Source organism: Azospirillum sp. HJ39 (assembly GCF_041507355.1).
Classification (GTDB): Bacteria; Pseudomonadota; Alphaproteobacteria; order Azospirillales; family Azospirillaceae; genus Azospirillum; species Azospirillum thiophilum.
In genome coordinates, this window is sequence record NZ_CP167911.1 from 2,383,338 (window position 1) to 2,409,589 (window position 26,252).

At 67.1% G+C, this 26,252-nt stretch carries 27 protein-coding genes; 5 read left to right on the forward strand and 22 right to left on the reverse strand.

Translation table 11 applies throughout. From position 1 onward, the window contains the following. The first annotated feature begins 6 nt into the window (after positions 1 to 6). A complete protein-coding gene (gene mreD / locus ABMY26_RS24645) occupies positions 7 to 519 on the forward strand; it encodes a rod shape-determining protein MreD (protein ID WP_372397236.1) in 513 nt (170 codons plus the stop codon). 18 nt (positions 520 to 537) lie between these two features. After that, positions 538 to 2,424 carry a penicillin-binding protein 2 gene (mrdA, locus tag ABMY26_RS24650; RefSeq protein WP_372397237.1) on the forward strand — a complete coding sequence of 629 codons (1,887 nt, stop codon included), beginning with the start codon at positions 538 to 540 and terminating at the stop codon, positions 2,422 to 2,424. Positions 2,425 to 2,499: 75 nt separating this feature from the next. Here the strand turns inward: mrdA and ABMY26_RS24655 are convergent, their stop codons facing one another. From ABMY26_RS24655 to miaA, 7 genes are all read right to left on the reverse strand, one after another. Continuing rightward, positions 2,500 to 4,707: a glycosyltransferase gene (locus ABMY26_RS24655; RefSeq protein WP_372397238.1), complete on the reverse strand. Its 2,208-nt coding sequence runs from the start codon at positions 4,705 to 4,707 to the stop codon at positions 2,500 to 2,502. Between the two features lie 169 nt (positions 4,708 to 4,876). Continuing rightward, complete coding sequence (locus tag ABMY26_RS24660; RefSeq protein ID WP_372397239.1) at positions 4,877 to 5,554, reverse strand: acetyltransferase; 678 nt, start codon at positions 5,552 to 5,554, stop codon at positions 4,877 to 4,879. A gap of 393 nt (positions 5,555 to 5,947) precedes the next feature. Further along, positions 5,948 to 6,967, reverse strand: coding sequence for a ketol-acid reductoisomerase (gene ilvC / locus ABMY26_RS24665; RefSeq protein ID WP_045580770.1), 1,020 nt, complete (start codon positions 6,965 to 6,967; stop codon positions 5,948 to 5,950). A 184-nt stretch (positions 6,968 to 7,151) separates the two neighbouring features. Further along, entirely contained in the window at positions 7,152 to 7,661 is a 510-nt protein-coding gene (gene ilvN / locus ABMY26_RS24670; protein ID WP_372397240.1) for an acetolactate synthase small subunit, read from the reverse strand. 35 nt (positions 7,662 to 7,696) lie between these two features. Beyond that, complete coding sequence (locus ABMY26_RS24675; protein ID WP_372397241.1) at positions 7,697 to 9,460, reverse strand: acetolactate synthase 3 large subunit; 1,764 nt, start codon at positions 9,458 to 9,460, stop codon at positions 7,697 to 7,699. Positions 9,461 to 9,786: 326 nt separating this feature from the next. After that, positions 9,787 to 10,998 carry a PLP-dependent aminotransferase family protein gene (locus ABMY26_RS24680; RefSeq protein ID WP_372397242.1) on the reverse strand — a complete coding sequence of 404 codons (1,212 nt, stop codon included), beginning with the start codon at positions 10,996 to 10,998 and terminating at the stop codon, positions 9,787 to 9,789. A gap of 17 nt (positions 10,999 to 11,015) precedes the next feature. Then, positions 11,016 to 12,005, reverse strand: coding sequence for a tRNA (adenosine(37)-N6)-dimethylallyltransferase MiaA (gene miaA / locus ABMY26_RS24685; protein ID WP_372397243.1), 990 nt, complete (start codon positions 12,003 to 12,005; stop codon positions 11,016 to 11,018). A 172-nt stretch (positions 12,006 to 12,177) separates the two neighbouring features. Here miaA and serB point away from each other — a divergent pair, with 172 nt between their 5' ends. Then, positions 12,178 to 13,083, forward strand: coding sequence for a phosphoserine phosphatase SerB (serB, locus tag ABMY26_RS24690; RefSeq protein ID WP_372397244.1), 906 nt, complete (start codon positions 12,178 to 12,180; stop codon positions 13,081 to 13,083). A 31-nt stretch (positions 13,084 to 13,114) separates the two neighbouring features. On the opposite strand, the gene ABMY26_RS24695 is transcribed toward serB, so the two are convergent. The 13 genes from ABMY26_RS24695 to ABMY26_RS24755 all read right to left on the reverse strand — a co-directional run bounded on the left by ABMY26_RS24695 (position 13,115) and on the right by ABMY26_RS24755 (position 23,330). Next, a complete protein-coding gene (locus ABMY26_RS24695; protein ID WP_045580775.1) occupies positions 13,115 to 13,525 on the reverse strand; it encodes a bacteriohemerythrin in 411 nt (136 codons plus the stop codon). Between the two features lie 188 nt (positions 13,526 to 13,713). Beyond that, positions 13,714 to 14,499, reverse strand: coding sequence for an enoyl-ACP reductase FabI (gene fabI / locus ABMY26_RS24700; RefSeq protein WP_045580776.1), 786 nt, complete (start codon positions 14,497 to 14,499; stop codon positions 13,714 to 13,716). Positions 14,500 to 14,818: 319 nt separating this feature from the next. Continuing rightward, a complete protein-coding gene (locus tag ABMY26_RS24705) occupies positions 14,819 to 15,268 on the reverse strand; it encodes a DUF2892 domain-containing protein (protein ID WP_372397245.1) in 450 nt (149 codons plus the stop codon). 60 nt (positions 15,269 to 15,328) lie between these two features. Beyond that, entirely contained in the window at positions 15,329 to 16,231 is a 903-nt protein-coding gene (locus tag ABMY26_RS24710) for a PRC-barrel domain-containing protein (protein ID WP_372397246.1), read from the reverse strand. Between the two features lie 95 nt (positions 16,232 to 16,326). Next, on the reverse strand, positions 16,327 to 16,971 hold the full coding sequence (gene ureG / locus ABMY26_RS24715) for an urease accessory protein UreG (protein ID WP_200192527.1): 645 nt from the start codon (positions 16,969 to 16,971) through the stop codon (positions 16,327 to 16,329). Continuing rightward, positions 16,968 to 17,714 (reverse strand): urease accessory protein UreF, encoded by a 747-nt coding sequence (locus tag ABMY26_RS24720; RefSeq protein WP_372397247.1) that lies wholly within the window; start codon positions 17,712 to 17,714, stop codon positions 16,968 to 16,970. Before ABMY26_RS24720 ends, ureG begins: the two co-directional genes overlap by 4 nt. Continuing rightward, positions 17,698 to 18,180: an urease accessory protein UreE gene (locus ABMY26_RS24725; protein WP_372397248.1), complete on the reverse strand. Its 483-nt coding sequence runs from the start codon at positions 18,178 to 18,180 to the stop codon at positions 17,698 to 17,700. Before ABMY26_RS24725 ends, ABMY26_RS24720 begins: the two co-directional genes overlap by 17 nt. A gap of 3 nt (positions 18,181 to 18,183) precedes the next feature. Continuing rightward, positions 18,184 to 19,023: a glutamate racemase gene (gene murI, locus ABMY26_RS24730; protein WP_372397249.1), complete on the reverse strand. Its 840-nt coding sequence runs from the start codon at positions 19,021 to 19,023 to the stop codon at positions 18,184 to 18,186. A 149-nt stretch (positions 19,024 to 19,172) separates the two neighbouring features. Further along, the gene (gene ureC / locus ABMY26_RS24735) at positions 19,173 to 20,882 is read right to left on the reverse strand and encodes an urease subunit alpha (RefSeq protein WP_372397250.1); all 1,710 of its coding nucleotides are present in this window, start codon (positions 20,880 to 20,882) and stop codon (positions 19,173 to 19,175) included. Between the two features lie 25 nt (positions 20,883 to 20,907). Next, positions 20,908 to 21,213, reverse strand: coding sequence for an urease subunit beta (locus ABMY26_RS24740; protein WP_045580782.1), 306 nt, complete (start codon positions 21,211 to 21,213; stop codon positions 20,908 to 20,910). A gap of 13 nt (positions 21,214 to 21,226) precedes the next feature. Next, the gene (locus ABMY26_RS24745) at positions 21,227 to 21,529 is read right to left on the reverse strand and encodes an urease subunit gamma (protein ID WP_045580783.1); all 303 of its coding nucleotides are present in this window, start codon (positions 21,527 to 21,529) and stop codon (positions 21,227 to 21,229) included. 147 nt (positions 21,530 to 21,676) lie between these two features. Next, complete coding sequence (locus tag ABMY26_RS24750) at positions 21,677 to 22,558, reverse strand: urease accessory protein UreD (protein ID WP_372397251.1); 882 nt, start codon at positions 22,556 to 22,558, stop codon at positions 21,677 to 21,679. A gap of 115 nt (positions 22,559 to 22,673) precedes the next feature. After that, a complete protein-coding gene (locus ABMY26_RS24755) occupies positions 22,674 to 23,330 on the reverse strand; it encodes a LuxR C-terminal-related transcriptional regulator (RefSeq protein ID WP_372397252.1) in 657 nt (218 codons plus the stop codon). A gap of 453 nt (positions 23,331 to 23,783) precedes the next feature. Between ABMY26_RS24755 and ABMY26_RS24760 the strand changes: the two genes are divergently transcribed. Further along, entirely contained in the window at positions 23,784 to 24,449 is a 666-nt protein-coding gene (locus tag ABMY26_RS24760; RefSeq protein WP_372397253.1) for a LuxR C-terminal-related transcriptional regulator, read from the forward strand. Between the two features lie 177 nt (positions 24,450 to 24,626). Here ABMY26_RS24760 and ABMY26_RS24765 read toward each other — a convergent pair whose 3' ends face one another. Beyond that, the gene (locus tag ABMY26_RS24765; RefSeq protein ID WP_372397254.1) at positions 24,627 to 25,199 is read right to left on the reverse strand and encodes a type 1 glutamine amidotransferase domain-containing protein; all 573 of its coding nucleotides are present in this window, start codon (positions 25,197 to 25,199) and stop codon (positions 24,627 to 24,629) included. Between the two features lie 131 nt (positions 25,200 to 25,330). Here ABMY26_RS24765 and ABMY26_RS24770 point away from each other — a divergent pair, with 131 nt between their 5' ends. After that, entirely contained in the window at positions 25,331 to 25,687 is a 357-nt protein-coding gene (locus ABMY26_RS24770; RefSeq protein WP_372397255.1) for a hypothetical protein, read from the forward strand. 17 nt (positions 25,688 to 25,704) lie between these two features. Here the strand turns inward: ABMY26_RS24770 and ABMY26_RS24775 are convergent, their stop codons facing one another. After that, entirely contained in the window at positions 25,705 to 26,169 is a 465-nt protein-coding gene (locus ABMY26_RS24775) for a DUF2948 family protein (RefSeq protein WP_372397256.1), read from the reverse strand. Between the last annotated feature and the right edge of the window lie 83 nt (positions 26,170 to 26,252).

Below are 26,252 nucleotides of genomic sequence, written 5' to 3' on the forward strand. Positions count from 1 at the left end.
GCCGGCATGACCGCCACCTTCTGGCAGCGGCTGGACAAGGCCGGGCGCAATCTGGCGCCCTTCGCCGTGACCGTGATGATGGTGCTGGTCGGCATGATTCCGCTGCCGGTGCCGGGTTACGCGCCGGTGGCGCCGAACCTGACGCTGGTCTCGGTCTATTACTGGACGATCCACAGGCCTGACCTGATGCGCCCGGGGGTGGCCTTTCTGATCGGTCTGCTGCAGGATTTCCTCACCGGCGGGCCGCTGGGTGTGAACGCGCTTCTGCTGGTGGTGGCACAATGGGCCGTGCTGAACCAGCGCCGGGTTTTCCTGGCGAGCACCTTCGCACTGCTGTGGTTCGGCTTCACGCTGGTGATGGCGGGGGCCGTTGTCCTGCAATGGCTGGCCTTCTCGGTGCTGAGCGCCTCCACGCTGTCGGTTCTGCCGGCGCTGTTCCAGGGGTTGCTGACGATCGCCGCTTTTCCTGCGCTGGGCTGGCTGCTGATCCGCGTCCATCGCGCTTTTCTGAACGGGTAAAGGGTCCCGACGGGTCTCATGAGCTCCATCGATCGCGATACCGACCGGTCCCGCCTGCTGGCGCGCCGCGCCCTGGTTCTGGGGGGAATCAAGCTGGCCGGCCTGTCCGCGCTGGTCGGCCGCCTCTATTACCTGCAGGTTCTGGAGTCCGCCCGCTACACCATGCTGGCGGAGGAGAACCGTATCAGCCTGAGGCTGATCGCCCCGTCGCGCGGCAACATCGTCGACCGTTTCGGCGTGCCGCTGGCGCTGAACCAGCAGAACTACCGCGTCGTCGTCGTGTCGGAGCGAACCCACAACATCCAGGAAACGCTCGACAAGATCTCCCGCATCGTACCGTTGACCGATGGCGACCGCCGCCGCGTGCTGCGCGAGTTGAACCGCAAGCGCCGTTTCGTCCCCGTCACCGTGCGCGAGAACCTGACCTGGGAGCAGGTCGCGACGCTGGAAACCAACACCCCCGACCTGCCCGGCGTGGCGATCGAGGTGGGCGAGTTGCGCTACTACCCGCAGGCCGACGCGACCGCCCATATCCTGGGCTATGTCGGTGCCGTATCGGAAGCGGAGTTGAGCGGCAACAGCGATCCGGTCCTGTCGCTGCCCGGCTTCCGCATCGGCAAGGCCGGCATCGAAAGGTTCCACGAGAAGGTGCTGCGCGGCACCGCCGGCACCAGCCAGCTCGAGGTCAATGCCGTCGGCCGCGTCATCCGCGAACTGTCGCGCGACGAGGGGCAGCCGGGCCGCGAAATCCAGCTGACCATCGACATGGCGCTGCAGCGCTTCGTGCAGGAACGGCTGTCGCAGGAGGTCAGCGCCTCGGCCGTGGTGATGGATGTGCACACCGGCGGCATCTATGCGCTGAGCTCCCATCCAAGCTACGACCCCAACCAGTTCACCATGGGCATCAGTGCCGAGCTGTGGGAGGAACTGCTGTCCAACCCGGCGACCCCGCTGAACAACAAGGCGGTGGTCGGCCAGTATCCTCCAGGCTCCACCTTCAAGATGATGGCGGCGTTGGCGGCTCTGGAGTCGGGGGTCGTCAGCAACCGGCACACGGTGTTCTGCCCCGGCCATCTGGAGTTGGGCGACCACCGCTTCCACTGCTGGAAGCGCGGCGGCCATGGCACGGTCGATTTCGTCGGGGCGTTGCGCCATTCCTGCGACGTCTTCTTCTACGACGTGTCGCGTCGTGTCGGCATCGACCGCATCGCCGAGATGTCCAACCGCTTCGGCCTGGGCAACCGCACCGGCATCGATCTTCCGCACGAGCGCGCCGGCCTGATCCCCTCCATCGCCTGGAAGAAGGCGACGCTGGGCAAGGGGTGGGACATGGGCGAAACGCTGGTCGCCTCGATCGGCCAGGGCTATGTGCTGACCACGCCGCTGCAACTGGCGGTGATGACCTGCCGGATCGCCAATGGCGGCTATGCGGTCAAGCCGCACCTGACCAAGCAGATCAAGGCGGTCAGCGGCGAGCAGACCGCCTGGCCCAGCATCGGCGTGAAGAAGGAGAATCTCGACATCGTGCTGCGCGGCATGACCGAGGTGGTGAACGCCCCCAACGGCACCGCCTACAAGTCGCGCATCACCGAGATCGGCTATGAGATGGCCGGCAAGACCGGGTCGGCACAGGTCCGCCGCATCACCATGGCGCAGCGTGCCGCCGGCCTGAAGAAGCAGGACGAGATCCCGTGGCGCGAGCGCGACCACGCCCTGTTCGTCGCCTTCGCCCCCATCCAGGCGCCGCGCTATGCCTGCGCGGTGTTCGTCGAGCATGGCGGCGGCGGCTCCACCGCAGCCGCCCCGATCGCCCGAGACATCCTGCTGGAAACCCAGAAGCGCGACCCCGGCCGCGCCACCGTCGCGGAAACCCCGCCGATGGATTCAGGAAAGCCGCGGGGCTGACGCCTCCGCGACCGGAAGAGCGGTTCCGCCCAAGATCCGCAGACATGCGGCCGCGCACCGCGGATCACCGGTCCGTCAGACCGCGCGCAGCGCAAGCAATGCCGCCCCCAGAAGGCGGGTGTCCTTGCTCCGAGAATCCACCGTCGCAGGACGCACGGCATCGGGAGCCTCGATCCACAGTGTGACGAGACCGTCTTGCTTGTCCCCACACCGGTGGATCGGCAAGCTCACCGACACGGTTTGACCGAAGACCAGCTTGCACTCGACGGGCGGAGCAAAGTTCAGGGAGAGGAAGATCGACTGCCGCTCGCGATAGGGTAGCCCCGCCAGCGTGACAACCAGTGCCTGAGCGTCTGGACCCGGTATGCGCAGCACGACGACCGCCTGCCTGCTGGTCCAGATCCAAGCCGTCTCATGGAGATGGAACCCGCTCCAGCGTGAGAAAGCGGAACCGACCCCTTCCACCACCATGCACTGCTGTCCACGCAGCAAGGTGACGATGGGAGGAACTGCCGGGATATGGGGCCGGCTCCCTTCATCCGCTCCTGTCGTCCGGGGAGCCGGAGCGGCGTGCGTCCCGGTAAGACGGTTGCGGCACCGGATCCAATTGTCGCTCTGCGCCAGAAAATCGGCACTCCAGCGCGCCTCGATCGCCGACACCCGCTCGGGATCGAGCTTTCCCTGGGTGCGCAGCCAGGCGATGTCGCGCAGGCGCTGGGCACTGACCATGAGCTTCAAGGCAGCCGCATGCTCCTGGCCGGCCAGATTCGAACTCGGCCATCCGGCGACCCGGTGGCTGTTGCTGGAATGCTGTCGCCAACCGACCAGGGGACGCGCCAGATAATACTGGCTTCCGAGCAGCGTCGCCCTGAGACCGGTGAGGAGATCGAGGCCGTAAGGGCAGAGCTCGGGGTCGAGCGGGGGGAAGTCCTCGAGGACGGAACGATGATAGGCTGAAGAAGCACCCAGCCAGCACGATTCCGTCTGACGGTCGGCCAATGCAAGGGGGTCGTCGAAAACCGTGTCAGCCGTCTCCGTGTCCAGCAGGGAGATCGGGACGTTCCCCTCACTCAGCAGGACCGCGTTGGAGGTCAGCAGCCTGCAATCCGGGTGGGCGGCGAAATGATCGATGATCGTGTCGAGCCGACCCGGCAGGGTGATGTCGTCGCTGTCCGCCTGGATGAGCAGAGGCGCTCGCGAGAAGGAGACGACGCTGGACAGCATGCCATGCCCAATCGCCTGGCCGTTTCTCATCACGGTCGCAGCCACCTCCGGCCGGCCGGCGAGCCGATCCAGCGCTACGGCAAGACTGCCGTCATCGGATCCGTCGTCGACCAGAACGAGTTCGGTGTCCGACCGCCATTGGGAGAACAGGCTGTCCAACTGTTGGCCGATCCAGCGCGCATGATTGCGCATGGGAATGAACACAGTCGCCGCGAAGGTCGTGCGCGGGGCGGCCGGCACCGGAGCGGACTTATCCTCGGCCCAGCGGTCGATGGCGGCGGCGATCTCGTCGGTGCCGTAATAACGGCTGACGTCCGGATGGGCGTAGATCGCTTCCAGCGCCGGCCGGGGCAGACGAAAACAACTCTTCAGGGCATGATAAATTCCGCCCGTCGCTTTCGCCATGCCGTCATTGGCATGCGGCAGGCGGAAATTCATCCCGGGGAAGAGTTCCGCCAGCCCGTTCTGGATCGCCATTGGCGCGTTCTCATGGCGGAACAGCAGGAGTCGGACGTTCCCCTCGGTCATTATCGAGTAACCACGCGCGCGATCGAAGGGATGCGCCCGCAGATCGAAACCGAACGGCCTTTCGATTTCTTCCCGGAACCAGATCAGGGGCGCCCGGATCATCCGCTCGAGAAAGGTGCGGTTGGGATCGCCGTCGGTCGTGTCGCGGAGCCACAGATCGGCGATGCGCGCCGCGAGCGCCTCCGCCGTCGCCTCCGCCGTCGAGGCGAAGCAGTCGGCAAAGTCCGTTTCGAGGTTCTGAATGGCAACCGAGATCGAACGGGCGATGGGGTCGCGGACACCGCTGACGATGGTTATGGGCTCGCCGCTTGCCATGGCCTCCGCCAATCGACGCGCGATCCCAGGCGCCTCGGTGTGGAATAGCGGCATGTCCGGCTGTCTGGCCCCCCGTGAGGCAAGAGCCTGCGCCAGTGGTTCATGCAGCCAGGATTCGAGGCCATGGCTGTTGAAGACCTCGCCCGGAAAGCATGCGGCCAACAGTTCGCTGGTGGAGGTCGTGCAGACCTTGGCATAGGTAAGGACGAGGATCATGATCTTGCCCGTGTGACGGAAGCAGACGAGAGGACAGGCGGAACCGTGCCGAGCCGGCGGCTCGCCCGGGTCTGCTCAACATGGCCGAACCCAAATCCCGCGTGATCGCGAATGCTTGGGACGCCGTTGTCGCGCTGGGGAACCTTCCGGCTGCCGGTCGGTCCATGGATTATCCGCCGGCTGGCCGGGCCCTGCCGAAGGTGAGGCGGGTCCTGACGGTTGTCGAACGTTCGCAAATGGCTATGGAGCCATCCGGCATATCGTTCCGCACGACCGCATTGACGCCGATCCGGCAATCGTCACCGATGGTGACCCCGGCATGGATGCGCGCGCCCATCCCAATCATGCACCGCTTGCCGATCCGCGCATCGCTCGCCACGGTCGCATGGGGCAGGACGACGGTGAAGTCGCCAATCGAGACCCGCGCGCCCAGGACGTTATGCGCAAAGAGATGGACATGCCTGCCGAGGACAATGTCGGTCACAATTGCAAAGGGACCGATGTAGCACCCCTCACCCATCCGGGCGTGGGACGAAACCACAGAGGATGGATGGACGATGCGCGGCCACCGGCAACCGCGCAAGGCCGGCCGCTCGCGGATCTTCTGTGCCTTATCAGGATCGGCAACGGTCAGGAGGGCATCGACCGCCGCTCCGTCCACATCATCGATGAAACCGACCTCGTGCCCCAGAAGCACCCCTACGCTGCGGTCGTCCACGACCCCGCGGATTGCGATCCCCACCGCTTCCAGGATGCAAACCAGATTATGGGCATTCCGGCCGCCGCCAACCAACAGCAAGCCCTCGGGCTCCGCGCGAGAGGAGGTGTCCATTTCCAACACAGGCATCAAATTTCCTTCGACAGACGCTGTCATTGCGACTGTTGCAGCCCCCGCAGGCCACTATATCAAAACTGAAACGGGATGCGCGCCCGATTTGCAGCGGGCGTATGAGAGCACCGGCATGCGCCGCTCAAACGACAGCGGAAAGGGAGCCGGATACATGGCTTCCTGTTCGGTCGCGAAGAGCATGGAAATACTGGATCCGATGGACTCGAATGGAGTCTCTCGAATCGATCACAGGAAATCCGGGAGCATGGAGTTCAGTTCATGCCAGCCCTCTCCTGGCACCCCGGCCGGTCTGGGATGGAGAGGGGACTTTGCGGGAACATGTGCGGCCAAAGGAAAAGCGCGCCCCCGAAGGGACGCGCTTTCCAACGAACCGGTGCGGCTTTCGCCGGATCAGTTCTTCGACTTGTCGACCAGACGGCGCTCGGCGATCCACGGCATCATGGCGCGCAGCTTCTCGCCGACCTGCTCGATCTCGTGCTCGGCGTTGCGGCGGCGGATGGCCTTGAAGGACGGCTGGCCGGCCTTGCATTCCAGCATCCAGTCGCGGACGAAGCGGCCTTCCTGGATGTCGGTCAGCACGCGCTTCATCTCGGCCTTGGTCTCGGCGGTGATGATGCGCGGGCCGGTGCGGTAGTCGCCATATTCGGCCGTGTTGGAGATCGAGTAGCGCATGTTGGCCATGCCGCCCTCGTACATCAGGTCGACGATCAGCTTCACTTCGTGCAGGCACTCGAAGTAGGCCATCTCGGGCGCATAGCCCGCCTCGACCAGCGTCTCGTAACCGGCGCGGATCAGCTCGGTCAGGCCGCCGCAGAGCACGGCCTGCTCGCCGAACAGGTCGGTCTCGCACTCTTCCTTGAAGGTCGTCTCGATGATGCCGGCGCGGCCGCCGCCATTGGCCGAGGCGTAGGAGAGCGCGATGTCCAGCGCGTTGCCCGAGGCGTTCTGATGGACGGCGACCAGCGACGGCACGCCGCCGCCACGCTGGTATTCGCTGCGCACGGTGTGGCCGGGGCCCTTCGGCGCGATCATGAACACGTCGAGGTCGGTGCGGGCCTCGATCAGGTTGAAGTGGATGTTCAGGCCATGGGCGAAGGCGAGCGCGGCGCCCTGCTTCATGTTCGGGGCCAGATCGTCCTTGTACAGGTCGGCCTGCAGCTCGTCCGGCGTCAGAACCATCACCACGTCGGCCCAGGCGGCGGCCTCGGACGGGGTCATCACGGTGAAGCCGGCGGTCTCGGCCTTCTTGATGGTGGCCGAACCCGGGCGGAGCGCGATCCGCACATCCTTGACGCCGCTGTCACGCAGGTTGTGGGCGTGGGCATGGCCCTGGCTGCCGTAGCCGACGATGACGACCTTCTTGCCCTTGATCAGGTTGACGTCGGCATCACGATCGTAATAGACGCGCATGGAGATGGTTCCTCGAATTCGCAAAGAACAGAGACAGAGTGCGTTTCCCGGGGCGGATTACTCCATTGAGCAAAGCCACCCGTCAAGGGAAACAATCGCTCGACCGGGCGGCAAAATGCAAAGCTTCCTTGCGTTTTTGCCGCCCCGATCTTGCGCAGAATGATCTTCCGCGGCTGAAGGCGTTTCAGAACGCCGCCGGCCCCTTCGACATGGCGACCACGCCGGTGCGGCTGGCCTCGACGAGGCCGAGCTGGGTCATCAGCCCGACGAAGTCGTCGACCTGGCTCGTCGTGCCGGTCAACTCGAAGATGAAGCTGGTCAGCGTGGCATCGACCACCTTGGCCTTGAAGATGTCGGCAAGGCGCAGCGCCTCGATCCGCTTGTCACCGGTGCCGACGACCTTCAGCAGAGCCAGCTCGCGCTCCACCGCCGGCCCCTCGTCGGTCAGGTCGTGGACGCGGTGGACCGGAACCAGCCGGCCGAGCTGCGCCTTGATCTGCTCGATGATCATCCGGGTGCCGGAGGTGACCAGCGTGATGCGCGACAGGTGGTCGGCGTTGTTCACCTCCGCCACCGTCAGGCTTTCGATGTTGTAGCCACGGCCGGAGAACAGCCCGATCACGCGGGCGAGCACGCCCGGCTCGTTGTCCACCAGCACGGCGATGGTGTGCTTTTCGATCGCGTTGAGATCCATGATTCCCGTCCCTTCGTTCGTTCGTCGTCAGCCGGTCAGACCAGCACCATGCCGTCTTCCGGCGTGGCGTCGGACGGGCTGTCGTCCGGACCGAACAGGATCTCGTTGTGGGCCTTGCCACCCGGGATCATGGGGAAGCAGTTCTCCTTCGGGTCGACGGCGATGTCGATGATGCAGGGGCGGTCGGTGACGGCCAGCATCTTCTCGATCACCTGATCGACCTCGGCCACCGTGGTGGCACGCAGGCCGACGCAGCCCCAGGCCTCCGCCAGCTTGACGAAGTCGGGCAGCGCTTCCGAATAGCTCTGGGAATAGCGCGAGCCATGCAGCAGTTCCTGCCACTGGCGCACCATGCCCATATACTGGTTGTTCAGGATGAAGATCTTGACCGGCGCGCGGTACTGCACGGCGGTGCCGATCTCCTGCATGTTCATCAGGAAGCTGGCCTCGCCCGACACGTCGACGACGATGGCGTCCGGGTGGGCCAGCTGGGCGCCGATGGCGGCCGGCAGGCCATAGCCCATGGTGCCGAGCCCGCCCGAGGTCATCCAGCGGTTCGGCTGGTCGAAGGGCAGGAACTGGGCGGCCCACATCTGGTGCTGGCCGACTTCCGTGGTGATGTAGTGGTCCTTGCCGCGCAGGGCCTCGCGCAGGCGCTCCAGCGCATACTGGGGCTTGATGACCGATTCGGTGCGGTTGTAGTTCAGGCAGTTGCGGGCGCGCCAACCCTCGATCTTGCCCCACCACTCCTTCAGCGCGGGCTTGTCGACGCTCTTGGCGCGCGCCTTCCAGATGCGCAGCATGTCTTCCAGCACGGCGCCGCAGTCACCGACGATCGCGAGGTCGACCGCCACGTTCTTGTTGATCGAGCTGGGATCGATGTCGACGTGGATCTTCTTGGAGCCCGGCGAGAAGGCCGACAGCTTGCCGGTGACTCGGTCGTCGAAGCGGGCGCCGATGTTGATCATGACGTCGCATTCGTACATGGCGAGATTCGCCTCGTACGTGCCGTGCATGCCGAGCATGCCCAGCCACTGATTGTCGGACGCCGGGAAGGCACCGAGGCCCATCAGGGTGGAGGTGATCGGGAAACCGGTGGTCTTGACGAACTGGGTCAGCAGCTTGGCGGCGAAGGGGCCGGCATTGATGACGCCGCCGCCGGTGTAGAAGACCGGCCGCTTGGCGTTGGCGATCATCTCCACCGCCTCTTCGATGCGGGCGATCTCCGGCTTCACCTGCGGCCGGTAGGTCTTGTGCTTGACCTCGGCCGGCGGGACGTAGGTGCCGTCGGCGAACTGCACGTCCTTCGGGATGTCGACCAGCACCGGGCCGGGACGGCCGCTGCGCGCGACATAGAAGGCCTCGTGCAGGGTGCGGGCCAGGCTGTCGACGTCCTTCACCAGGTAATTGTGCTTGGTGCAGGGCCGGGTGATGCCGGTGGTATCGGCCTCCTGGAAGGCGTCGTTGCCGATCAGGTGGGTCGGCACCTGCCCCGACAGGCACACGAGCGGGATGCTGTCGCACAGCGCGTCCAGCAGGCCGGTCACCGCGTTGGTGGCGCCGGGGCCGGAGGTCACCAGCACGCAGCCGACCTTGCCCGTCGAGCGCGCGTACCCTTCGGCCGCGTGAACCGCGGCCTGTTCATGGCGTACAAGGACATGCTTCAGGTCGTTCTGCTGGAACAGCGCGTCGTAGATGGGAAGTACGGCGCCGCCGGGATAGCCGAAGATGATGTCAACGCCCTGATCCTTCAGGGCCTTGATGACGATCTGGGCGCCGGTCAGCTTCTGTTCGGACATCGCTCACGACCTTCTCATGTGGGCGCCACCTCTAAGGCGCCCGGTTCCTTGGACTTGTCACCAACCCGGATCGGGGGGGATGCCATCGGAACAACGGCTTAGCCCCGATGGCTCAGGCTGGGAGCGGCAAATTAGTCAATTCCCCCGTCACAGGTCAACCCATTTTGCGAATGTTCGCAAAGTTTTTTTGCCGCAGTTTTTCCAATTGTTGCGCAATGGCTTTCCGATCGCCCCACCCGGCCCGGTTCCGCCGGAAACGGAAACGGCGGCCGCACCGGAGCGCGGCCGCCGTTTTCCGAAGAGGCGGGGAGGCTGTTCGCAAACCGTCAGGCGGCGGTCTTCAACAGCCCGCACAGCCGGCGGATGCCCTCGCGGATCTGGGCCGGCTTGGTGACCGAGAAGGCCAGCCGCAGCGTGTTCCTGCCCGACCGGTCGGCGTGGAAGGCCGAACCGGGCACGAAGGCGACGTTGGCCTCCTTGATGGCGCGGGCCAGCAGTTCGGTGCCGTCGACGCCCTCCGGCGCCTCGACCCAGACGAAGAGGCCGCCTTCCGGCTTGGTCCAGGTCACGCCCGGCGGAGCGAACTCCTCCAGCGCGGCCAGCATGGCGTCGCGGCGCTCCTTGTACTGGGTGCGCAGCAGCTTGAGGTGGCTATCGAAGATCTGCGAGACGACGTCGTGCATGACGATCTGGTTGATCGTGCTGGCATGCAGGTCGGCGGCCTGCTTCATCAGCACCAGCCGGTTCACCACCTCGGGCGCCGCATTGACCCAGCCCACGCGCAGCGCCGGGACCATCGTCTTGGAGAAGGTGCCGCCGAAGATGACGTTGGTCAGCTTGCCGCCGTTGCGCTGGCAATCGAGCGCCGCCATCAGCGGCAGATGCTCGCCGTCATAACGCAGTTCGCAATAGGCCGTGTCCTCCACCACCGGCACGCCGGCGGCCTCGCAGGCATCCAGGATCGCTTCGCGGCGGGCCAGCGTCACCGTGGTGCCGTTGGGGTTCTGGAAATCGGGGACCAGGTAGAAGAACTTCGGCTTCTGCGCCAGGGCGGCGGTCAGCGCCTCCATCTCCGGCCCTTCCTCGTCCATCGGAATGGAGAGATAGACCGGCTCGTAGGGCGAAAAGGCCTGGAGCGCGCCGAGATAGGTCGGGCGGGTCACCACCACCTTGTCGCCAGGGCCGATCAGCAGCTTGCCGACGAATTCCAGCACCTGCTGCGAGCCGTTGGTGACGAGGACGCCGTCCAGCCCGACAGTGACGCCCTTGCCACCCATATAGTCGCAGATCCATTCCCGCAGCGGCGTATAGCCCTCGGTGATGGAATATTGCAGGGCCGAACCGGCGCCGGCATTGGACTGGAAGATCTTCTCGTAGGCCCGCGCGATGGCCGCGCTGGGGAACAGGTCCGGGTCGGGAATGCCGCCGGCGAAGGAGATGATCTCCGGGCGATCGATCAGCTTCAGCAGTTCCCGGATTTCGGACGCCGTCATGCCGCCCACGCGGCCCGCGAACACTTGACCCCAATCAACCGACACGTCGCTTCTCCTTCGGATCAGTAATTTAGTATCGTTCCAAGGCGGTCGAGCATTGCATTTCGTACCGCCCCTGAACAGGGTGAATCGATGGTATGGCAGCTATGCTGTCCTGTATGACTTACCAGCATATCGGGTGTTTTGCCAACTATCTGATGCCGGAACCAAGTGACCTGCCGTTTGGCATAGCGCCGGGTCGATTGCTGGGCCAACGCGACCGCTTCCTCCAGCGCGATGTCGCCCTGTAGGAAGCGGCGCAGTTCCGGAACGCCCAACGCCTTCAGCACCGGCAGGTCGGGCGCCAGGTCCTGCTCGCGTGCCAGGGCATCCAACCTCCGTACCTCCTCCAGCGCGCCCTGTTCCATCATCAACTCGAAGCGCCGGTCGCACTGGGCATAGAGGTCGGCGCGCGGCGGGTCGAGCACATGGACGATGAAGCGCAGATCCTCCGGCGCGCCCTGCGGGGCAAGGCTCTGCCAATGCGACAGCGGCTGGCCGGTGGCCTCAAGCACCTCCCAGGCGCGGGTGAGGCGGGTGGTGTCGCCGGGGTTCAGCTTGGCCGAGGCCGGATCGCGGGCGACCAGCTCGGCCCGGAAGGCCTCGCCGCCGACGGCAGCCAGCCGGGCATGGGCGGCAGCGCGGATGTCGTCGGAAACGGCCGGCACCTCGCTCAGCCCCTGCATCAATGCCCGCAGGTAGAGGCCGGTGCCGCCGACCACCACCGGCAGCCGGCCTTCGGTCCTGGCGGCGGCGATCTCGGCCAGCGCCATCTCGCGCCAGCGCGCCGCCGACCCGCGCTCGGCCGCCGTCAGCACGCCGTAGAGCCGGTGCGGGGCGCGGGCCAGATCCGCGGCCGGCGGACGGGCCGTCAGCAGGTCGAGATCGGCATAGAGCTGCATGCTGTCGGCATTGATGACGGTGCCGCCGAACGCCTCGGCGATGGCAAGCGCCAGCCCCGACTTGCCCGACGCGGTCGGGCCGCCGATGACGATCACGTCGGTGGGGGGCATGTTCGGGTCTTCCATCGCCCTTCCATGGGGCCGCGGCGTTCCCTTTGCAACACCCATCCGCATGCCTGCGCCGAAGCTGCGGCCCAAGCTTCGGCCCAAGCTTCGTTGGACCCGGCTCCCTGCCTGTGGTAGGCAGCGCGCAAAGGCCCTCTTTTCCTCGGGATACCCGCCGATGAACGCCGTCGCCACGCTGATCGCCCCCCGCACCGCCACCTTCGACGAGTCCGCCGTCCAGACCGCCAAGGCGGCATTGGTGGCGCTCGGTGCGGATGCCGGGGCACCGGACTGGCTGGCGCCCGGCACCGCCTGCGACCTGCCCTTCGGCAATCTGGCGCCGGAACAGGCCGAAGCGGCGATCCGCCATGCCCTGGCATCGGCCGGAACCGGCGCGGTGCTGGACATCGTCGCCCAGCCGGCGGCGACGCGGCGCAAGCGGCTGCTGGTCGCCGACATGGAATCGACGATCATCGAGCAGGAGATGTTGGACGAGCTCGGCGACTATGTCGGGTTGAAGGACCACATCGCCGCCATCACCGCCCGGGCCATGAACGGCGAGATCGACTTCAAGGACGCGGTGCGCGAGCGCGTCGCCCTGCTGAAGGGGCTGAAGGAGACGGTGATCGACGAGGTGTGGCAGCGCGCCACCCTGATGCCGGGGGCGTCCCAGCTGGTCGGCACCATGCGGGCCAACGGCGCCGTCTGCGTCCTGGTGTCGGGCGGCTTCCGCTGCTTCACCGGCCGGGTGCGCAGCTGGATCGGCTTCGACGACGACCGCGGCAACGAGCTGGAGGTGGTGGACGGCGTGATGACCGGCAAGGTGATCGAGCCGATCCTCGACAAGGACAGCAAGCTCCAGGCGCTGATGGCCTATGCCGGCGAGCATCGCGTGCCGGTGGCGGAGACCATGGCGGTCGGCGACGGCGCCAACGACCTGCCGATGCTGCTGGCCGCCGGTCTCGGCGTCGCCTTCCACGCCAAGGCGGTGGTGGCAGCGGAAGCCCGTGCCCGTGTCGACCATGGCGACCTGACCGCGCTGCTCTATGCCCAAGGCTACCGAGCGACGGAGTTCGTGAACTGAGCCGGGGGCTGAGCCGCTTGCCTGTGCTCCCTCACGCCCAGACGCCACGGACATAGGGCGTCAGCTGGGTGTCCATCAGGATGATGTGGCGGACCAGCCAGTCGGCGGTGAATTTGTAGAGCTTCTCGGCATTCTCGTGCGTCGGTTCGATGGAGAAGCGGTTGGACAGCTCGCTGACCTTCTGGACCGCCGCCCGGTGCATGGCGACATGCTCCTCGAATTTCGGATAATGCACGATCTGCATGATCCGTTCTTCGCGGGCGAAATGCTCCTTGGTGTATTCCAGCAGCTTGAGCAGGATCTTGGCGACGCGGACCGGCTGGAACCGCTGAGCGCACAGCGCCGCGTCGAGTTCGTTCAGATACTCGATCAGGTGCTTGTGATCCTCGTCGATGGCCGGCTGGCCGACGCTCAACTGCCGCCGCCATGTGATGGCGCCCATTGCCCTGCGGCCTCCCCCCTTACCGGCTCTTCATTGGCGCCGATTATGGCCGGTATGACCGGCGCCCCCAAACAGCCGGGGAGTCACACGGCAATTTGACGCACCCGTGCGGGGAAGTGGCGGGCCGGAACGCAACGGGGCGGATGCGTCGCCGCACCCGCCCCTTTCCGTTCGGACAATCGCCGATCTCAGCCGATGATCGAATAGCCGCAGTCGACGTAGGTGGTGTTGCCGGTGATGCCCTTGGCGCCGTCGGTGGCGAGGAAGGCGGTGGTGTAGCCGACCTCCTCGATGGTCACCAGACGACCCTCGGGCGCGCGCTCGGCGGCCTTGTCCATCAGCTCGTCGAAATGCGCGATGCCAGAGGCGGCGCGGGTCTTGATCGGGCCGGGGGAGATGGCGTGGACGCGGATGCCCTTGGGGCCGAGTTCGGACGCCAGGTAGCGCACGCTGGCTTCCAGCGCGGCCTTGACCGGACCCATGACGCCGTAATTGTCGATGACGCGGTTGGCACCGAAATAGGACATGGTGAACAGCGACCCGCCATCCTTCATCAGCGGCTCGGCATAGCGCGCCATGCGGATGAAGGAATGGCAGGAGATGTCCATCGCCTGCTGGAAGCCTTCGCGCGAGCAGTCGACGACGCGGCCGTGCAGGTCGTCCTTGGGAGCGAAGGCGATGCTGTGGAGCGCGAAGTCGAGCTTGCCCCACTTCTCGCCGATCTTGTCGAAGATGGCCTTCAGCTCGCCCTCGCCGGTGACGTCCACCGGTTCGAAGATCTCGGCTTCCAGCTGCTGGGCCAGCGGCTCGACGAAGCGCTTGGCCTTCTCGTTCAGATAGCTGACCGCGAGGTCGGCGCCCAGCGCGCGGAAGGCGCGGGCGCAGCCCCAGGCGATCGACTGGTCGTTGGCGATGCCGAGGACGAGCCCCTTCTTGCCTTCGAGCGTGGCGGCGGCGGGAATGATCGTGGTCATGGCGGACTGTCCTGCGGTCGATGTGACGGGAGGAGCGGCCGCCGGTGGCGGCCTATCGCCGGGTGGAGACACACGGCGTTCCTTGTGCAGTGCACCATAAACCAGACGCGACAGGCCCGCAACGTGTAATGGGCGCAATCCGCGCATGCGCCTCAATCATCGCGCAGCATTTCATCGGCCATATTCAGTAAAAGCTGAGATACCGGTTACTCTCGCTTTCAATGATCCATATCAAAACGGCCCACCGTCGTTGGACGTTAGGGCCGCTTCTTGATGACATTTCTGTTATGGCATCATGCCATCTGCCTGTACCGCATCCTTAACGGGAGACGCCGGGCGAGAAGGAGGGCGGGTCGCTGGCCGGGAAGGATTCCTGCGACGCCTCGTCGACGATCTCCTTCTCGCAATCCTGTTCATAGATGTCGCCGGGATGGCGGGAATAGCGGTCGATGCCATGCTCGACGTCCTGTGCCGGAATGGTCGCCCGGCCATCGTGCATCCAGTCGGACAGCATCGATTTGGCCGGGCAATAGCCGGTCAGCCCGCGCGCAACCAGCGCGCCGCCGGTCAGCGCCATCGCGGCCCCGGTCCAGTTGGGCCGGCGCAGTCCGAGAACCGCCAGCAGCACGCCGCCGGCCAGCGACGCCAGCCTTTCATTGTGGCCGACATTGACGGTGTGACCGCCGGTGAGATGCATGCGGTCGTCGAGGCTGCGCAGGTTGCGCCGGGCCGTTTCGCCGATGGAGTCGGTGATCGAAGAGAGTTCCATGTCGGTCCTCCTGAATGCGGATCCTGCCGCGGAATCGTCCATGGCCGGATCGTTGTCGCGTCACTGTTGGGAAACCGGCGGCTGGGGGCTGTCGTTCCCGGCGGGCGTCTGCTGTGCACCCTGGGACGGGCTCTGCGATGCCCCGCCCTGCCCGGTCGCGGCATCGGCCGGCGCACCGCTGGAGCCGGCGGCACCGCGCGCCTGCTGCAGTTCCCGGTTCAGCCGCGCCACCTCCTGGGACAGGCGCTGCACCTCCTGGCGCAATGCTCCAGCCGCCGAGCCGTTGCCGCCGTCCGCAGCACCGGCGATGGCGGTCAGCGTCGCCGAATCGCGCATCCAGTAGGGTGCGACGCCGTAATAGGTGTGAACCGCCATCGCCCATTGGCGGTCGTTCATGTTAGGGCGGTTCTTGTCGTCGAAGCGCGGGGCGTTGGTCAGCGTGTCCTTCGGCACATTCAGGACATAGCCGTCCCCCGACGGGGCAAACAGCGCCCAGGGCACCGGGAAATCGGCATCGCCGATGCCGAGGAAGCCGCCCAGTTCGACCACCGCATAGGCGACGCGGCCGGTGCCGGGGTCGATGATCAGTTCGGAAATGCTGCCCAGGTCATTGCCGTCCGGGCTGCGCAGCTTGGCGTCCTCGAGGTCGTCGGCCGCGATGGCGCGCGGGTGCGTGATCGATTCCTGCAAGGCCGCGGCCTCGCCCAGGATGGCCTGGCAGGCCGGGGCGTTGCCCTTCTGCGCGGCAGCCTGGGCGGCCTGCTGCAGGGCGCGGAGCTGGGCGGTTTCCTGGGCGGTGACCGGCGCGGGATTGCCGGGACCGGCAGCCTCGAGAGCCGCCGCCTGCTGACCCAGCCGGTCCAGCCCTGCCGCGCAATCGTCGGCCGCCATCGCGGGCGCTGCGGCGGTCAAGGAGCCCAGCGCGGCCAGCAGCAGGGCCGTGCCAAGGGTGGGTCGCGTCATCGGGGCATCCTCCGGCTTCGATCGTCTGATGCTGCATGAACAGCACAGCCAAGCCGGAGGTTCCCGCGACCGGTCCTCCCGGAGTTGTAAATCCCTCAGCCGGGCAGCGGCAGGCCACCGCGCTGGACGATGAAGGACTGGATGGCGTCCACCCCCTCGCCCGCCTTGACGTTGGCGAAGACGAATGGCCGGTCGCCCCGCATCTTGCGGGCGTCGCGGTCCATCACCTCCAGGCTGGCGCCGACCATCGGTGCGAGGTCGGTCTTGTTGATGACCAGCAGGTCCGACCGGGTGATGCCCGGCCCGCCCTTGCGCGGGATCTTGTCGCCGGCCGACACGTCGATGACGTAGATGGTGAGGTCCGCCAACTCCGGCGAGAAGGTGGCCGCGAGGTTGTCGCCGCCCGATTCGATGAAGATCAGGTCGAGGTCGGGGAACTTCGCGTTCATCTGGTCGACGGCGGCGAGGTTGATCGAGGCATCCTCGCGGATCGCGGTGTGCGGACAGCCGCCGGTTTCCACCCCCATGATCCGTTCCGGCTTCAGCGCGCCTGAGCGGGTGAGGAACTCCGCATCTTCCTTGGTGTAGATGTCGTTGGTGATCGCCGCGACTTCCCAATCCTCGCGCATGCGCTTGCACAGCGCGTCGGTCAGCGCGGTCTTGCCGGACCCGACGGGGCCGCCGATGCCGACGCGGAGCGGGCCGGCGTGGCTCTTTTCGATAGCGGGGAGAGCGCTCATGAGCGGAACAGCCTCGTATATTGGGTTTCGTGGATCATGGAGGTCCAGTCGACGGCCATCGCCCGGCCGCCGAGATCGTCCAGCGGCGCGGCCAGCGCCGTCTCCGCCGCCCGGTGGGTGATGGGGTCGAGTGCCGCCAGCGCCCGCTGTCCGTCGGTCTGGCCGAGCGGGACCAGCCGCACCCCGGCGGAAACCAGGTTGGCGGCGAAGGCGTGCAGATAGGCGGTCAGCGCCGGGCCTTCACCGACCCCGATCAGGGCCGAGACCAGCGCCACCGCCACCGCATAGGCCGGCGGCCGGCCGGTGGCGGCGATGACCGCATCCCAGCGCGGCAGCCCGTCGAGCGGCCAGGCCGCGCGGATCGCCAGCAGGAAGGCCTGCCCCTGGGCGCGCGATTCGAGCGCCGTCTCGGAAGAGGCGCGCAGGATGTCGGCCCGCTCCACCGCCCAGGCGAAGGCCGCCTCGTCCCCGGCGCGCACCGCGCGATGCGCCGCGGCGAACAGCATGCCGTCGGTCCGCCCGGCGCCATGGCGCAGGATGCCGTCGAGCCAGACGATCAGCGAGGCGCGGTCACGCACCAGCCCCTGTTCCACCGCCGCCTCGATGCCATGGCTGTAGGAGAAGCCGCCGACCGGGAAGCTGGGCGACAGCCACGCCAGCAGGCGCGTCAGGGCGTGGGTGGAGACGCCCTCCATTCCCCTCTCCCGCTTGGGAAGAAGGGGATCGTCAGTGCCCGTGGCCATGCCCACCGCCATGCGAATGCCCGCCATAGGCACCGCCCTCCGGCATGAAGGGCGCCTCGACGTCGCGAACCTCGGCCCCCAGCCCGCGCAGCATGTCCTCGATCACATGGTCACGGCGCAGGCGGATGGTATCGCCGACGATCTGCACCGGCAGGTGACGGTTGCCGAGATGCCAGGCGACCCGCGCGAAGGCTTCCACCGGACCGGGAACCCGGACCTCCATCAGCGCCTCGGGTGCTGCGACGACCCGCAGGATGCCGCCGTCGCCCAGCTCCAGCCCGTCGCCGTCGTCGAGCGCCACCGCCCGCGGCAGGTCGAGCAGGAAGGCGCCGCCGGCATCGTCGGTCATCGCCATGCGGCGGCGGAAGCGGTCGTCGAAGGCCAGCGTCACGGTACCGGCGGCGCGTTCGGCCGGCCAATGGCCGCGGGCATGGACCCGGGTGGCGCGGCGGGTGGGGTCGGTCATCAGCTACAGCCGTTCGAAGGGGGTCGGGTGGCCGAAGAAGCGGCCGGCCAGTTCGCTGACCAGCGGCGCGTCCCCGGTGGTGAAGAAGCGCAGCCCCCGCTCCGCCGCATCGGGTCGGTATTCGGGGTGGCGCTCGAAATACTGCTCCAGCGAGCGGGCGGTCAGGGTCGGCTGGCACAGCACCTCGACCCCCGGCGGCAGCGCGCGTGCGAACAGGTGCGCGACCAGCGGGTAATGGGTGCAGCCCAGAACCACCGCGTCCAGCGGCTGGCCGCCCAGCTTGTCCAGCAGGATGCGGACATAGCGGACGACCGCCGGTTCGATCTCCGCATCCGGCGCCCCCCGCTCGATCAGCGGGACGAGATCGGGGCAGGCCTCCTGCACGACGCGGACGGCGGGGGCGCGCTTGCCGATCTCCCGCGGGAAGGAGCCCGAATTGACCGTCGCCGCGGTGGCGAAGATGCCAACGGTCCGCGGCTCGGCGAGGTGATCGGCCGGGACCGTGTCGATCATCCAGGGAACCCGCGTGATCGCCTCGACCATCGGCACCAGCACGCCCAGCACGTTGCGGCCGGGATAGGCCGACGGCAGCCATTCCTGCTGGAGACGGCGCAGCGCCACCGCGGCGGCGGTGTTGCAGGCGATGACGATCAGCCGGCAGCCCTGGGCGAACAGCCGGTCCATCCCGGCGACGGTCAGCCGGTAGATGTCGTCCTCGCTGCGCGGGCCGTAGGGGGCGGCGGCATGGTCGCCGAGATAGACGAAGGGCCGGCCGGGAGCCGCGTCCACCAGGGCGCGCAGCACCGTCAACCCGCCATGTCCTGAATCGAATACACCGATCACGAATAGACCCTGCCAAAAGCCCCTTCTCCCCCCTGGGGAGAAGGTCGGGATGAGGGGGTTCGGCGCAGCCGAAATGGTCCGGCCTGCGCATCCCCCTCACCCTAACCCTAACCCTCTCCCCAGGGGGGAGAGGGGATAAAAAAAGCGCATCAGAACAGGAAATAACGCTGCGCCATCGGCAGGATGTCCGCCGGTTCGCAGGTCAGCAGCTGCCCGTCCGCCCGCACCTCGTAGGTCTCGGGATCGACCTCGATGTGGGGCATCGCGTCGTTGTGGATCATGTCCTTCTTGCCGACGGTGCGGGTGCCCTGGACGGCGATCATCTCGCGGTGCAGGCCGAGATGGCGGCCGACCTCCAGCTCCAGCGCCTTGGCACTGACGAAGGTGACGCTGCTGGCCTGGATCGCCCGGCCGAAGGCGCCGAACATGTGACGGTAATGGACCGGCTGCGGCGTCGGGATCGAGGCGTTGGGATCGCCCATCAGCGCCGCGGCGATGGTGCCGCATTTCAGCACCATGTCCGGCTTCACCCCGAAGAAGGCCGGCGACCACAGCACCAGATCGGCCAGCTTGCCGACCTCGACCGATCCCACCACATGGCCGATGCCGTGCGACAGCGCCGGGTTGATGGTGTATTTGGCGATGTAGCGCTTGACCCGGAAATTGTCGTTGTCGCCGGTTTCCTGCGGCAGCCGGCCGCGCTGGAGCTTCATCTTGTGCGCAGTCTGCCAGGTGCGGATGACGACCTCGCCCAGCCGGCCCATCGCCTGGCTGTCCGAAGAGATCATCGAGAAGACGCCCAGATCGTGCAGGATGTCCTCCGCAGCGATGGTTTCTCGGCGGATGCGGCTTTCGGCGAAGGCGACGTCTTCCGGGATGCGGGCGCTGAGGTGGTGGCACACCATCAGCATGTCGAGATGCTCGTCCACCGTGTTGATGGTGAAGGGCCGGGTCGGGTTGGTCGAGCTGGGCAGCACGTTGGCCAGCCCCGCCACCCGGATGATGTCCGGCGCATGGCCGCCGCCCGCCCCCTCGGTGTGGAAGGTGTGGATGGTGCGGCCCTTGAACGCCGCGATGGTGTCCTCGACGAAACCCGATTCGTTCAGCGTGTCGGTGTGGATCGCCACCTGGACGTCGAGCTGGTCGGCGACCGACAGGCAGGTGTCGATGGCATCCGGCGTGGTGCCCCAATCCTCGTGCAGCTTCAGGCCGCAGGCGCCGGCGGCGACCTGCTCGATCAGCGCGTCGGGACGGCTGCTGTTGCCCTTGCCGAAGAAGCCCAGGTTGATCGGCAGCCCCTCGGCGGCCTGCAGCATCCGCTCCATGTGCCACGGCCCCGGCGTGCAGGTGGTGGCCGCGGTGCCGGCCGCCGGCCCGGTGCCGCCGCCAAGCATGGTGGTGACGCCGCTGTTCAGCGCCTCGTCGACCTGCTGCGGGCAGATGAAATGGATGTGGGCGTCGATGCCGCCGGCGGTGACGATCTTGCCTTCGCCCGCGATCACCTCGGTGCCGGGGCCGACGATGATGTCGACGCCGGGCTGGACGTCCGGGTTGCCGGCCTTGCCGATGGCGGCGATGCGCCCGCCGGTGATGCCGATGTCGGCCTTGACGATGCCCCAATGGTCGATGATCAGCGCGTTGGTGATGACGGTGTCGACCGCCCCCTGGTGGCGCGAGCGCTGGGATTGCCCCATGCCGTCGCGGATCACCTTGCCGCCGCCGAACTTCACCTCCTCGCCATAGACGGTGTGGTCGCGCTCGACCTCGACGATCAGGTCGGTGTCGGCCAGCCGGACGCGGTCGCCGGTGGTGGGACCGTAGAGGGCCGCATATTCGGCCCGGTCGATGCGGTAGGACATGCTGGTTCGCCCCATTTCCGGCCCGTCAGAGGGCGCCGTTGACCTTGCGGTTGAAGCCGATCACCACGCGGTCGCCGCCATAGGCGACGAGCGTCACGCGGCGCGTCTGGCCGGGCTCGAAGCGCACCGCCGTGCCGGCGGGGATGTCGAGCCGGAAGCCGCGCGCCTGTTCGCGGTCGAAGGTGAGCGCGCCGTTGGTCTCGTAGAAATGGAAGTGCGAGCCGACCTGGATCGGCCGGTCGCCGGCATTGGCGACGTCGAGTTCCACCGTGGCGCGGCCGTCGTTCAGCACGATCTCGCCGGCCGCCGGGAAGATTTCACCGGGTTTCATCGGACTGCCCCCCTCAACGGATCGGCTGGTGGACGGTGACGAGCTTGGTGCCGTCGGGGAAGGTCGCCTCGACCTGGATGTCGTGGATCATCTCGGGGATGCCCTCCATCACCTGCTCGCGGGTCAGGACGGTGGCGCCGTCGCGCATCAGCTCGGCCACCGTGCGGCCGTCGCGCGCGCCCTCGACCACATAATCGGTGATGAGGGCGACCGCCTCCGGATGGTTGAGCTTGACGCCGCGCTCCAGCCGCCGCCGCGCCACCATCGCCGCCATCGCCACGAGCAGCTTGTCCTTCTCGCGCCCTGTCAGGTTCATCGGGGGATTGCCCTTTCGCCGCCCTGTTCGTTGCCGGCGTCGTTGCCTGCCGGTCGGCAGCGATTATGCCACGATGACGCGGTGCGCCAAGTGCGTCGTATGACGTAGCCGATTGAAACGATTGGGCGTCGACCCCGGACGCGGTGCTTACACCTCCCACAGCCGCGGCAGCCGGGTCGGCAGGCCGGCGGCCTCGGCGCGCAGGCCCGACCACAGAGCGGCATAGGCCCGGCGCACGGCGCGGGCGTCGCCGCCCAGGATGCGGACGACCAGCAGGCCGTCCAGCGCGGTGGCGCCGATGCGCGCGCCCTCCAGGGAAAGCGGCTCGGCCAGCGCGCGGACGGCGTCCAGATGGCGGGCGGCGTCGATCGCCGCGTGCAGCAGCGTGGCACAGGCGGCGGCCCCGCCGAAGCCGGCGGGGTGGGCGAGCGCCTCGCCGATGTCGTCGTCCAGATGCAGCGCGTCGGCCCAGATCAGCCGGCCGTCGCGGGCGATCTCCCAGGCATCGCGGATCAGGCCGCGGGTCACCGTCTCGCCGAAGGCGGCACGGCCGAAGACCAGCATCTCGCCGGCGATCGCGCGACCGTCGCCCGACAGGTCGAGCCGGGTCAGACGGCGCAGGCGGGAGCCTTCGAAGACGATGGCCTCCTGCGGCAGCCATTCCAGCCATGCGCCGTCCTCCACCGACACCACGGTGTCGATGCGGCAATCCGCGCCGGTGGACCGGTAGACCTTCTCCGCCGCCTGGGTGGTGACAAGCGCCATGGACCCCGGCCCGGCCGACAGCGCGATGTCCATGCGGTCGCCGCCCACCATCCCGCCCGAGGTGGTGGCGAGCACCGCGATGGGCAGGTCGCCGCGACGCGGCGTCGGCATCAGCACCCGCAGCGGGTCGTGATGATAGAGCGTCGCCAAGCGCGTCTCGCCGTGGCGACGGTCGAACCGGACGGTCGCGGCGCCATGCACGGCGACCTTCTTTTCCTCGCGTCCCGGTTCCCGTACCGCGTCCTCGAGCCTGCCGGCCGTCACCGCCTGATCCAATGCGCCCCGCTCCCCCTCGGATGATGCGGGGGCCAGTCTGCCGGAAGCGGGGCCGGTTGTGCAATGCGGGGTTCGGAGTGCCGATCCTGCGACCCCGCCCGGGTCAGCCCTCCCCTTCCCCGGAGAAGCAGCCGTTGCGCGCGGCGACCACCGCCACCTGGGTGCGGTTGCGCACGCCCAGCTTCTGCATGATGGCGCGGACATGGACCTTCACCGTGCCTTCCAGCACGCCGAGCCCGCGGGCGATCTCCTTGTTGGAATGGCCGGCCAGCAGCAGCTCGAAGACGTCGCGCTGGCGGCCGGTCAGGCGGTCGAGGATGTCGTCGTTGCCGCGCGGACCGTCGGACAGCGCGCCGTTCAGCACCGCCCGCGGCAACGGCAGGAAGATCTCGCCGCTGAGTGCCAGCGAGATGGCGTGCTCCAGCACCTCCGGCGGGCTGGTCTTCAGCACATAGCCGCGGGCGCCCATACGGACGCTGTCGACGATGTCCGCCACCTCGTCGGAGTTGGTCAGGATCAGGATCGGCACCTCGCCCAACGTCTCCCTCAGGCTGCCCAGCCCGGCCAGCGCGCCGCCGGTTTCTGCGTCGCCGGGACGCGGCGGGCCGGGATCGTACAGGACAAGGGCCAGTCCGGGATTGTGGCGGCCGACATCCAGCGCGTCTTCCAGCGACCCGGCCTCCAGCACACGCGCATCCGGACAGATCTCGCCGATGGACAGGGCGAAGCCGTGGCGGACCATCGGCTGTTCGTCGACCACCAGAAAAATCCGCGTAGGATTGCCCGCGCTACGCGAACCGCCGCGCGCTTGAAGCTCGAACTCCATCGTGTCCCCTTATTGTCAGCGGACCGCTTTTCAGAAGGGCCAAGAACACCAAAAAGCCCCGATGCGAAAGCGGTTCATTCGCGCCGCTCTATGACGCGCCTACCCCTAAATATCGAATGAACGAATCTCCGTTCAATTTCCTGCAAAATCTAATCTATTGGCTGTGACTTTCCTGTTCTCACCTTGCGCCGTTGGTTAATGAACCGTATAAATCATCCCGGCATGAAGCGTAAAGCCCGCTGTTCCGAACAATATTGTTCTAATTTTTATGTTCGGAGTCCGGTGGGCCGGTCCAGGCGGGCCGGTCCTTTGCCTGGAGTCTTCGGGAACGGACCAAGGGGGGGATCGCCGCCGCCCGGCAAAGGGCGGCCCAGCGGAGGATGATCGATGAAGACATGGAATGTGATGCTGGTTGACCACGACCGCCTGTTCTCGGCGGCCCTGGCGACGTTGATCGGCGGCGGCCCCTTCCGGGTCAGCACCCACGCGGCCAGCGCCGACGACGCGCTGGACCTCATTGCGGAGGGCGACCGGCCCGACCTGATCGTGCTGGCCCTGCAGGACGGCATGCCGGAGGAGATCGCCGGCATCCGGCGCCTGCGCGAGGGCACCTCGGCGCGGATCGTCGTGCTGGCCGACACCATCGCAGACCGCAGCCTGTCGCAGTCGCTGAAGGCAGGCGCCGACGCCTATCTGAACAAGAGCATGTCCAGCGAGAGCCTGCTGCGCTCCCTGCGGCTGGTCATGCTGGGCGAGGTGGTCTACCCCACCAATGTCGCCGGCCTCCTGATGGCGGCGGTCAACGAGCGCCCGCTCAGCCCGACGCCGATCACGATGCCACCAAGCGGCGATTTGTCGAAACGCGAGGTGCAGATCCTGCGCTGCCTGCTGGCCGGCCAGTCGAACAAGGCCATCGCGCGCAACCTGCACATCACGGAATCGACCGTGAAGATGCATTTCAAGAATGTGATGCGGAAGATCAACGCGCAGAACCGCACGCAGGCCGCCGTGTGGGCGATCCAGAATGGACTGTCGCCGCTGGTCACGGCGTAGGGACATGTGGTGACAAGATGTCGGCTTCGATGCCCCCACCTTGATCCTCCCCCGCTGGGCGGGGGAGGAGACGACTGACGAGATGGGAAATTGCTTGATATTGAGAGCAGAGGCAGTCCCTCCCCCACCCAGCGGGGGAGGTTAGGTGGGGGTCTAACTCCGTAAGAAACCTGCCCCCTACTCCGCCGCGTGGCGGTGGCCGGTGTGGCGGCCTTCGGCGAACTCCTCGATCATCTTGCGGCAGAAGGCCGGAATGTCGTCGGGCTTGCGGGACGTGACCAGCCCGCGGTCGGTCACGACCTGTTCGTCCACCCACTCGGCGCCCGCATTGCTCAGGTCGGTCCGCAGCGACGGCCAGGAGGTCATGCGCTTGCCACGCACGCCACCCGCGTCGATCAGAGTCCAGGGACCATGGCAGATCGCGGCGATGGGCCGGCCGGACTGGACGAAGCTCCTCACGAACTCGATGGCCTTGGGCTCCAGTCGCAGCGCATCGGGATTGATCACGCCGCCGGGAAGCAGCAGCGCGTCGTAACCGGCGGCGTCCGCCCGGTCGAGCGTCACGTCGACCGCGACCATGTCGCCGCGGTCATGGTGGTTCCAGCCCTGGATTTGGCCAGCCTTGGGGGCGACCACATGGACGGTGGCCCCGGCATCGCGGAGAGCCTTCACCGGCTCGGTCAACTCGACCTGCTCGAAACCGTCGGTGGCGAGCACGGCCACGGTCTTGCCGTTCAATGTCTGGGTCATGAGGGTTCTCCTTCGCTGTTCGCCTGACCGCAGCAACCGGATTACCCCTGGATGGTTCCCTGGGAACCGTTCCTCAATTCCTATGTTGATTGTGACATACGAGCCACACATCAGCGATGGGAGCCCTAACCATGCGGTTCCAGACCATGTTGGCCAGCCTTGCGCTGGCGGCAACCCTGCCCTTCGTTCATGCCGAGTCGGTCCTGGCGGCCGATCCGCGTGCCGGTGACGACCTCGTCGGCATCGAAGTGACAGGACTGCTCGGCGAAGAGCTGGGGCAGATCGTTTCCGTTTCCCCCGGAGCCAACGGCAAGGGCGACGCCGTTCTGGTCGAGGCCAGCGGCATGCTGGATGTCGGCCACCGCTTCTTCACCGTCCACCGCTCGCAATTGTCGCCGGGCGAGGATGTGGACACCGTCACCTACAAGAAGACGGCACAGGATGTGATCCGCCGCCTGCACAGCGATACACAGGTCGCGGAGCGCTGATCCAGCCTGTCGGGACTTCAGACGGCCTCGTCAGGGTGGCAGGGCTTGCAGCCGGTGGGCCAGGGTTCGCCCAGATCCTCGACCACCATGCGCCAGGACGGTCCGTCGAGCCGGATGCAGCCGCCGCCGGCGAAATGCAGGGCGATGCCGCCCTCCACCGTCTCCAGGGACAGCAGTTCCAGCATCTGCCCGCGATCCTTCAGATCGAACCCGCGCAGCTTGGCGCCCGTCACCCCCTCGACCCGCAAGCCGCAATGGACCCGCTCGTAGGGGGCGAGATCATCATCGTCGGCGGCAGGGCCGGGACGCGGCCGGTCGGCCGCCTCCCAGCGGAAACGGTTGACGACCATGACGAACCGTTTCTCGTCGGGCAGGAAACACATGTCGCCGACCGGCAGGATGGCGTCCTGCAGACAGGCGGAAACGACCTTCAGATCCTCTTCGTCCTCCGCCCTCAGGCGGATCGGGCTCATGGCCGTCATGGTTCGAGGCACCTCCCGCGAAAGGTCAACCAAAGGGACGAAATCAACCACAGGGACGGCGGAAGGACGGGCCGCCCCCCTTG

What these genes read in the sequence shown, in the direction of transcription:
- ABMY26_RS24695 (WP_045580775.1), bottom strand. Translation starts at nt 13,525, where the DNA reads ATGGGCGCCATCACATGGCGGCGGCAGTTGAGCGTCGGCCAGCCGGCC.
- mreD (WP_372397236.1), top strand. Translation starts at nt 7, where the DNA reads ATGACCGCCACCTTCTGGCAGCGGCTGGACAAGGCCGGGCGCAATCTG.
- fabI (WP_045580776.1), bottom strand. Translation starts at nt 14,499, where the DNA reads ATGACCACGATCATTCCCGCCGCCGCCACGCTCGAAGGCAAGAAGGGG.
- ABMY26_RS24760 (WP_372397253.1), top strand. Translation starts at nt 23,784, where the DNA reads ATGAAGACATGGAATGTGATGCTGGTTGACCACGACCGCCTGTTCTCG.
- ABMY26_RS24725 (WP_372397248.1), bottom strand. Translation starts at nt 18,180, where the DNA reads ATGACCGACCCCACCCGCCGCGCCACCCGGGTCCATGCCCGCGGCCAT.
- ureC (WP_372397250.1), bottom strand. Translation starts at nt 20,882, where the DNA reads ATGTCCTACCGCATCGACCGGGCCGAATATGCGGCCCTCTACGGTCCC.
- ABMY26_RS24775 (WP_372397256.1), bottom strand. Translation starts at nt 26,169, where the DNA reads ATGACGGCCATGAGCCCGATCCGCCTGAGGGCGGAGGACGAAGAGGAT.
- ABMY26_RS24675 (WP_372397241.1), bottom strand. Translation starts at nt 9,460, where the DNA reads ATGTCCGAACAGAAGCTGACCGGCGCCCAGATCGTCATCAAGGCCCTG.
- ABMY26_RS24655 (WP_372397238.1), bottom strand. Translation starts at nt 4,707, where the DNA reads ATGATCCTCGTCCTTACCTATGCCAAGGTCTGCACGACCTCCACCAGC.
- ABMY26_RS24705 (WP_372397245.1), bottom strand. Translation starts at nt 15,268, where the DNA reads ATGGAACTCTCTTCGATCACCGACTCCATCGGCGAAACGGCCCGGCGC.
- ABMY26_RS24745 (WP_045580783.1), bottom strand. Translation starts at nt 21,529, where the DNA reads ATGAACCTGACAGGGCGCGAGAAGGACAAGCTGCTCGTGGCGATGGCG.
- mrdA (WP_372397237.1), top strand. Translation starts at nt 538, where the DNA reads ATGAGCTCCATCGATCGCGATACCGACCGGTCCCGCCTGCTGGCGCGC.
- ABMY26_RS24765 (WP_372397254.1), bottom strand. Translation starts at nt 25,199, where the DNA reads ATGACCCAGACATTGAACGGCAAGACCGTGGCCGTGCTCGCCACCGAC.
- ABMY26_RS24740 (WP_045580782.1), bottom strand. Translation starts at nt 21,213, where the DNA reads ATGAAACCCGGTGAAATCTTCCCGGCGGCCGGCGAGATCGTGCTGAAC.
- ureG (WP_200192527.1), bottom strand. Translation starts at nt 16,971, where the DNA reads ATGAGCGCTCTCCCCGCTATCGAAAAGAGCCACGCCGGCCCGCTCCGC.
- ABMY26_RS24720 (WP_372397247.1), bottom strand. Translation starts at nt 17,714, where the DNA reads ATGGCCACGGGCACTGACGATCCCCTTCTTCCCAAGCGGGAGAGGGGA.
- ABMY26_RS24770 (WP_372397255.1), top strand. Translation starts at nt 25,331, where the DNA reads ATGCGGTTCCAGACCATGTTGGCCAGCCTTGCGCTGGCGGCAACCCTG.
- ABMY26_RS24710 (WP_372397246.1), bottom strand. Translation starts at nt 16,231, where the DNA reads ATGACGCGACCCACCCTTGGCACGGCCCTGCTGCTGGCCGCGCTGGGC.
- ilvN (WP_372397240.1), bottom strand. Translation starts at nt 7,661, where the DNA reads ATGGATCTCAACGCGATCGAAAAGCACACCATCGCCGTGCTGGTGGAC.
- ilvC (WP_045580770.1), bottom strand. Translation starts at nt 6,967, where the DNA reads ATGCGCGTCTATTACGATCGTGATGCCGACGTCAACCTGATCAAGGGC.
- serB (WP_372397244.1), top strand. Translation starts at nt 12,178, where the DNA reads ATGAACGCCGTCGCCACGCTGATCGCCCCCCGCACCGCCACCTTCGAC.
- ABMY26_RS24660 (WP_372397239.1), bottom strand. Translation starts at nt 5,554, where the DNA reads ATGCCTGTGTTGGAAATGGACACCTCCTCTCGCGCGGAGCCCGAGGGC.
- miaA (WP_372397243.1), bottom strand. Translation starts at nt 12,005, where the DNA reads ATGCCCCCCACCGACGTGATCGTCATCGGCGGCCCGACCGCGTCGGGC.